The organism is Candidatus Hydrogenedentota bacterium, from assembly GCA_035416745.1.
GTDB lineage: Bacteria > Hydrogenedentota > Hydrogenedentia > Hydrogenedentales > SLHB01 > UBA2224.
In genome coordinates this window covers 38,617-44,941 of record DAOLNV010000045.1, presented here as the reverse complement: position 1 = coordinate 44,941, position 6,325 = coordinate 38,617, and the positions used below count along the sequence as shown (strand labels likewise).

At 62.0% G+C, this 6,325-nt stretch carries 5 protein-coding genes; 1 reads left to right on the top strand and 4 read right to left on the bottom strand.

All coding sequences use genetic code 11. From position 1 onward, the window contains the following. Window positions 1-2,124: carboxypeptidase regulatory-like domain-containing protein (locus tag PLJ71_13930; GenBank protein ID HQM49782.1), on the top strand; the 2,124-nt coding region annotated here is incomplete at its 5' end. Window positions 2,125-2,127: 3 nt separating this feature from the next. Here the strand turns inward: PLJ71_13930 and PLJ71_13925 are convergent. From PLJ71_13925 to PLJ71_13910, 4 genes are read right to left on the bottom strand one after another with little or no spacing between them, the layout of a single operon-like run. Further along, complete coding sequence (locus PLJ71_13925; GenBank protein ID HQM49781.1) at window positions 2,128-2,913, bottom strand: SDR family oxidoreductase; 786 nt, start codon at window positions 2,911-2,913, stop codon at window positions 2,128-2,130. Between the two features lie 3 nt (window positions 2,914-2,916). Continuing rightward, window positions 2,917-3,723, bottom strand: coding sequence for an aldolase/citrate lyase family protein (locus PLJ71_13920; protein HQM49780.1), 807 nt, complete (start codon window positions 3,721-3,723; stop codon window positions 2,917-2,919). A gap of 37 nt (window positions 3,724-3,760) precedes the next feature. Further along, window positions 3,761-4,723 carry a Gfo/Idh/MocA family oxidoreductase gene (locus PLJ71_13915; GenBank protein ID HQM49779.1) on the bottom strand — a complete coding sequence of 321 codons (963 nt, stop codon included), beginning with the start codon at window positions 4,721-4,723 and terminating at the stop codon, window positions 3,761-3,763. 22 nt (window positions 4,724-4,745) lie between these two features. After that, window positions 4,746-6,173, bottom strand: coding sequence for a trimethylamine methyltransferase family protein (locus PLJ71_13910; GenBank protein HQM49778.1), 1,428 nt, complete (start codon window positions 6,171-6,173; stop codon window positions 4,746-4,748). Window positions 6,174-6,325 lie beyond the last annotated feature (152 nt).

Here is a 6,325-nt window from a genome sequence, read left to right as displayed (position 1 = left end):
TTTGTGGGTATAATCAAGCCGGAAAAAGGACGGCCTTGGGGGTGCGCAATGGCACAGACCGACGATCTCGCGCTCTACACGCAATGGCGTCAAGCGAAAGACCGGGAAGCATTCCAGGAATTGGTATCGCGCCACACTCCAATGGTCTATGGCGTATGCCGGCGCATTCTCACCACCCAATCCGAGACGGAAGAAGCCACTATCGAAGTCTTCCAGATGCTCGCCCATGCGCCTGCGGGGCCCCAGACGCATCTCGCAACCTGGTTGCACGCAGCCGCCACCACCCGCGCCCTCCAACGAATCCGTCTCCAACGCCAACGGCCTCCCGTCGAGCCCAAAGCCCCCCCCAGCACTGAAGTGAACTGGGAAACCCTCCAAACCGAGATCGACTCGGCCCTGCTCGCTGTCCCGTGGCAATCACGTATCCCGCTCGTCGGCCAATACATAGATGACAAGACTCAGTCCGAAATCGCGGAGGAAACAGGACTCGACCGCCAGCGTGTGATCGCCGACGGGGTGACGGGCCTCGAGGCGCTGCGAAAAGAGCTGGGAAACCGAGGGCTAGCCCTCACCGAGTCCCGCCTGAAGGAGTTGCTTGCGACGCACATGATAGAGCCTGTTCCTTCCACGCTTGTTTCCAGGCTCTCTGAACAGGCCATCGCGGAACCCCTTGCAGGGCGCCGTCTTGCCGCCGGCCTAGAAGTCGATGAAACCATCAAGAGAAAGTCTGCTGCCGCATGGGCGCTCCCGCTTGCTGCTGCCGTGGCCGTCATCGCGGGCATTGCCATATGGATGGCCGGCCGCGGCGCGCCCGAACCCCCCGTGAAACCTCCAGAGACGGGCCGCGTCGAGACTGCTGAGGCGCCATCCCCCGGCCCGGAGAACCCGTCCGCCGCGGTTCGGCCAGGGGCGATGCCCGGAGAAACCCGGACACCGGAAAACCGCGGGCCGCGCACCGCATCAACAACGCCCACGGAAGCCGCCCAGCCGGTCACGTACCGGGGGTCCGTGCGCGATGTCAAGGGAAATCCAATAGCGGACGCAAAGGTTTTCCGGGGGTCCCTGCCGCCTTCCCCGGAGACCGCTGACGCCAAGGTGAAGACCAGCCCCACGGGCCAATTCGAATTGGCGGATGTGCCCGCGGACACACGCCAAATCAGCGTGTGGCACGAGGACTACAAACCTGCCACCGTCCCAGTGTCCAGTGAAACCGCGTCACCACTGGAAATCGCGCTCACACCAGCGGCGCGCGTGACAGGGATAATCACCTACATTGGCTCTCCTGTTCCTGAACAGACCGTCGAGTTGGTAAACGCGGCGGGCAAGACTATTCGCACCGAGACGGGAAAGAACGGAGTCTACACCTTTTCCGGCGCGGACCCCGGCACAGTCCAGTTGCGTGCGCAACTGGAGGCCATGGAACCGGTCAATCGCCGCCGCACCATGTACAGCACGGCGGTCCTCGAGACCGGGCTGACCACCAGCGCGGATTTCACTTTCGGCGCTCTTGATGCGGCAGCGGAGGGCACGGTGACGTTCAATGACGAGCCCGTTCGGGGCGCAAAGCTCGTCGCGCGCGTCCAAACCCCCAGCGGCGGCGAAGAGCATTTCGACGCCTCCGTTCAAAGCGATGGCACGTATCTCGTCGAGTCCTTGCCCGCAGGGCCCACTATCCTGCAACTCCAGGGCCTTCGCGTTGGACGCACCGAACTACTGCGAAGCATAAGCGTGCAAACCCGAAGCGGACAGACTGCTCCTTGCGATTTCGTGTTGTCCGGCGATTCGACTGTCGTGGTGCAGGTTTCCGGCGTCGTTCCGGGAGCGACGGGCATCGTTGCGGCAATCGAACCGGGGACAAGCCTCCTCGATTTCGATTGGCCGGATTACGAGCTTACGCCGGTGAACCTGCTGGCCCGCATACCCTTGACGCAGGACGGCGAGTATACGCTGGAGGGATTGGAGGCTGCGGGATGCACCATCTGCGCCTACGCGAAACCGCCCGCCCCGCCCCCCGCCACGGAGACCCCCGGAGCCGGACAAGAGACACCGGCGCCCCTCTACGACGCGGCCGGAATCACCCTGCAGGCGGCCTCCGAAACCGTTATCGTGCTCCAGCTTCGGTAAAGGCTACTTGGCCGTGTACCCGGCGTCAACCGGAATTGTCGTCCCCGTGATATAAGTGGAGGCATCACTTGCCAGGAATACGATGATCCCCTTCAGGTCGGTGTCGCCCGCAAGCCGGCCGAGAAAAGTCTTGTCGCTGTATTGGCGCACAAACGGTTCGGGGTGATCCGGCGTCCGGTATCCTCCCGGCGCGATACAATTGCACCGCACGCTTTTCAGTCCATAGTAGCTCCCAATGAACCGCGTGAAATTGACCATCCCGCCCTTGTGGAAGAAATAGTCGGGGGCCCAGCCGCTCATGGTTGTGCCCCGGTAAATGGTCGGGTCAGGCGCGATGAGCCCCTGGATCGAGCCCACGTTGATGATCGAGCCGCCGCCTTTTTCGGCCATGATATCGCCAAACGCACGGGTTATCACAAACAGCCCGGTCGCGTTTACCGCCATGCTGTGAGCGAAGGTCGAGGCGTCGCTCTGGTATCCGTTCTTCATGGGCCGCGCAACCGAATTGTTCACGAGAACATCAATCGTCCCCGCTTGCTCGAGGACCTGATCGCGCAACGCGAGTATCGAGGCCTCATCGCCCTGATCGTACTGCAAAGCGGTCACGTCGTAGCCCTGCTCACGATGCGCGGCCGCCACTTTCTCGAGAGCATCCCGGTTTCGCGCGGCCGTAAACGTCTTTGCCCCGGCTTCCGCCAGGGCCTCCACAATCTGACGCCCGTAGAGACCCGCGCCGCCGGTCGCAAGCGCCACTTTGCCCTTCAGCGAAAACATGTCCAAGACGTTCATGACTCATCTCCCTTCACGCTGCTTCCGGAGGTACCTGGCTTCGTGCTCCCGGAAACCGGCCGATATTTGCTGATAATACTGACTCAGGGCAAGCACATCGGCGCCCAGGTTCACAAAACGGAACCCCATGTCAATGAGCTCCTGAAGATTTCCCAGGCCGCCGACGGTCCCCGCGACCTTGCCGTGCTTGTTGGCGCACTCGGCCACGCGCCGCCGCGCTGCCAGCAGGTCCGGATGATCAAATTGCCCCGGCGCGCCAATGCCATGACTGAAATCGCCCGGGCCGAACAGGATGATGTCGATGCCGTCCAGCGCACAGATGGCGTCGAGCTCGTCCATCGGTTCGGGATCCTCGATCTGCACGATGACGAACCGCTCCTCGTTCGCCTGCTGCAGATACTCGACAAACGGCACATTGCAGTATTTCCCGTCCGCATTGCCGCCGTCGACGGGCCGCCGCCCGACAGGGTGAAACCGCGTCATGCGCACAACGTTCCGGGCGTCGGCAAGACTCATGACATGAGGCACCATGATGCCCGCCGCATCCAGTTCGAAGGGCCGGACATAGTCGCTGTAGCTGCCGCGGGCAACCCGCACCAACACATCCACATCGTAGGCTTTTGCCGCGTATATCTGCTTCTCGATGTCCGAGAGATCGGTCGGCCCGTGTTCCATGCAGAGCCAGAGACAGTCAAACTCGAACATGGCGGCGATTTCCGCGGCGCGGGCGTCATACAGGTTCATTTTTGTACAGCACGCGATGCCGCCATCGCGAAGCTTCTTCAAAACACGGCTTGGCCGTATGCGCATTGCAGTTTCCTTTCACGAATACGCCGGTGCTTCCGGCTCATTTAATCTCTTCGAGAGGTATTTCCCGTCCGCCCTCTTCCCGGCTGCGGATCCCCGCAATGACGAGCTTCATCAGTTCCTCCGTCTCCGAGAAGGGGAAAGGATATACACCCGAGCGCAGGAAATCCACGAACGCCACGAGCTGCGCTTTGAAACTATAAAACGAATCCATGCTCTTGACATACGCCGCGCCGCGGGTCCCGCACAGCATGAGATCGCCAAAACTGCCGTACATGTCCCCCGTCGCAATAACCACCACGTCCACTCCGCGTTTGTGCTTCAAGTGCGCCACGTTGCGGTCGAGCGTACCCGTATTGCGCACGGATGCAAACCCCGGGCCCACGATGGGGTACATGCCCTCGAGGGCATGGATGCCGTAGCGCTCCCACGTCTTCGGCGTGGTGATCGTCACGTAACGCAAAGCGCCCAGATTATGGGTCGACACCCGGTAGGGCATGTACTCTTTACAATACCGCATCGAGCTGGAGGACAGGATAGGGCGGTTCTCGTTGATGACCCACCGCCGGAATTGCTGAAGGTCCGGCTCGTTATCCACCAGTGGCTTGTCCACGAACACCGGCAGTCCTGCCTCAACAAACGGGCGGCACCGGTCGACGTGTTCGTGGCCCTTATCCGTCGCCACAATAACGGCATCAACCTCGCCGATGACGTCTTCCGCGCGCTTCACGACGTTCGGAACGCGGGAAGCCGCCGCCACCTTGGGCGCGTCGGCCGGGTCATCGGTCCACACATGGGTAACCTTCGCTCCGGGAATGCTCAGGTTCTCCTCGGGCTCTTTGGAAAGGTAGTCCGGAATCGTCGGGAAGGGGCACTTCGCCATCTCCTCCGCTTCGAATCCGTTAAATATGGCGCTCCACGAATACGGATGCCCGTTCCCATCGACCATGCCCAGCATGGCCAATCGCAGTTCTTTGCTGCCCAATCCCGAAAAGGTTTTCATGGTTCCCCCTGTCACTTGCCTCTCAAATCCCGAGTTTCCTGTATTCGTCGTGAAAATACCGCCGAAGATTCTCCTGCACCTGCCCGGGCAGGGGGGATTCGCACTCCGACGTCAGCGCGGCCGCCTTTTCGTGCGCGCGCTCGAGCAGTGACGGCGTCTCGTCGTACCCGCCCCCGAAATCAAACAGCTCATGCTGGAAGAACTCCCCACCGCCCATCAGCGACAGCGTCACGTCGTCCGTGAGGAAGTTCGCGCCGGGTCCCGCAGCCGCCAGGCGGTCAAGAGCCAGGCTCGCGTCATCCAGGGGAATGCCGCGCAGCAAGTGCTCGGCTGCGCGCAGCCACGCCTCGTGAATCAGCATCATTTCGGCCGACATGCCGTTGGCATTGTGGCAGGAACCGATGCCGGCAAGGAGGTCTGCGCCCGAGGCCCGCGCCGCAGCCATGAACAGAATGCCCTCGGCCCCGTTCTGCTGGTCGTAACGATACGTGAGCGAGCCGCCGCATTCCGCCGAACACGGCAGTCTGTACGCCTTGGCAAGCTGTACCTGAGCCGCCTTCCACAGGACTTTGTCCAGCGTATAGTACAAATCGTGCCCCGACCGCATGTCTGTCACCGACGGCCCGAACACATAGAGAAATGGCTGGCCCGGCTTGACGGCCTGCGACAAGGCCGCCATGAATACGTTCTCCGCGTTCCCCAGAAGCAGCGTTCCTGCGAGCGTATATGGCGACGTCGACCCCGCCATCGGACATATCGTGGGCACCACGGGAAAATCGTATTCACACGCATGAAGAAGCAAGTCGCCGTTCATCCCGGCCAGGGTCAACGGCGACAGGACCGCCACGCCGGCGGAGATCAGCCGGCTGCCGCGCAAGTCGCGCCCGTCAGCCACGATCGCACCAATCTCCAGCCACTGCTGAAAGCTATCCCACGTGGCGGCCAGGACACAATAATGCTTCCCGAAATGAAGAACATGCTCCTCGAGCGCACGCAGACTGGAATGCGGGCCTTCGACGTCGGCCACGGGGAAATCCATGCGGCTGGCCGCCACGACGCACTCCAGCTTCTGGGCGATGACCGTATGCTTACGCAGATCCGCAAGAACAGGCCGCCGGGGACGCTGAAGGCCGTAGTCGATGATCCAGGGGTCCGTGACGATAGCCAGGCAATGCGGACTGCCCCCGCCGTACGTCACGCGCGTACCGTCTTGCCATGATACGTCAAACGAAGACGGGGCCTGAGCCAGCAGTTCGCGCAACAGTCCCCTGGGGAACCGCACGCGTTCGGCCGCATCCTCCACCCGTGCGCCCGCGGATCTCGCCCTGGCCCGCAGAACAGGGTGGGTGACGCGAAAACCCGTCTTTTCCAGGAGGACCTCGGTGGCCTCCCGGACCCGCGCAACATCGCCCTCGCTGAGCACATCGAACGCTAGTGGAAAACGTTTCATGACCGTCTCTGAATCCCGCCTGAACAGTGGGCAAGGCGCATACGATAGCCGATTGACGCCTCAAAATTAAAATGCCGCGACTCGGAAAGGGCCGGCGCCGCTTCGCGCATCCGAAGAGCCCCCATGGACGCCAAGCATGGCCGAAGGGGCAT

What these genes read in the sequence shown, in the direction of transcription:
- PLJ71_13925 (HQM49781.1), bottom strand. Translation starts at nt 2,913, where the DNA reads ATGAACGTCTTGGACATGTTTTCGCTGAAGGGCAAAGTGGCGCTTGCG.
- PLJ71_13910 (HQM49778.1), bottom strand. Translation starts at nt 6,173, where the DNA reads ATGAAACGTTTTCCACTAGCGTTCGATGTGCTCAGCGAGGGCGATGTT.
- PLJ71_13920 (HQM49780.1), bottom strand. Translation starts at nt 3,723, where the DNA reads ATGCGCATACGGCCAAGCCGTGTTTTGAAGAAGCTTCGCGATGGCGGC.
- PLJ71_13915 (HQM49779.1), bottom strand. Translation starts at nt 4,723, where the DNA reads ATGAAAACCTTTTCGGGATTGGGCAGCAAAGAACTGCGATTGGCCATG.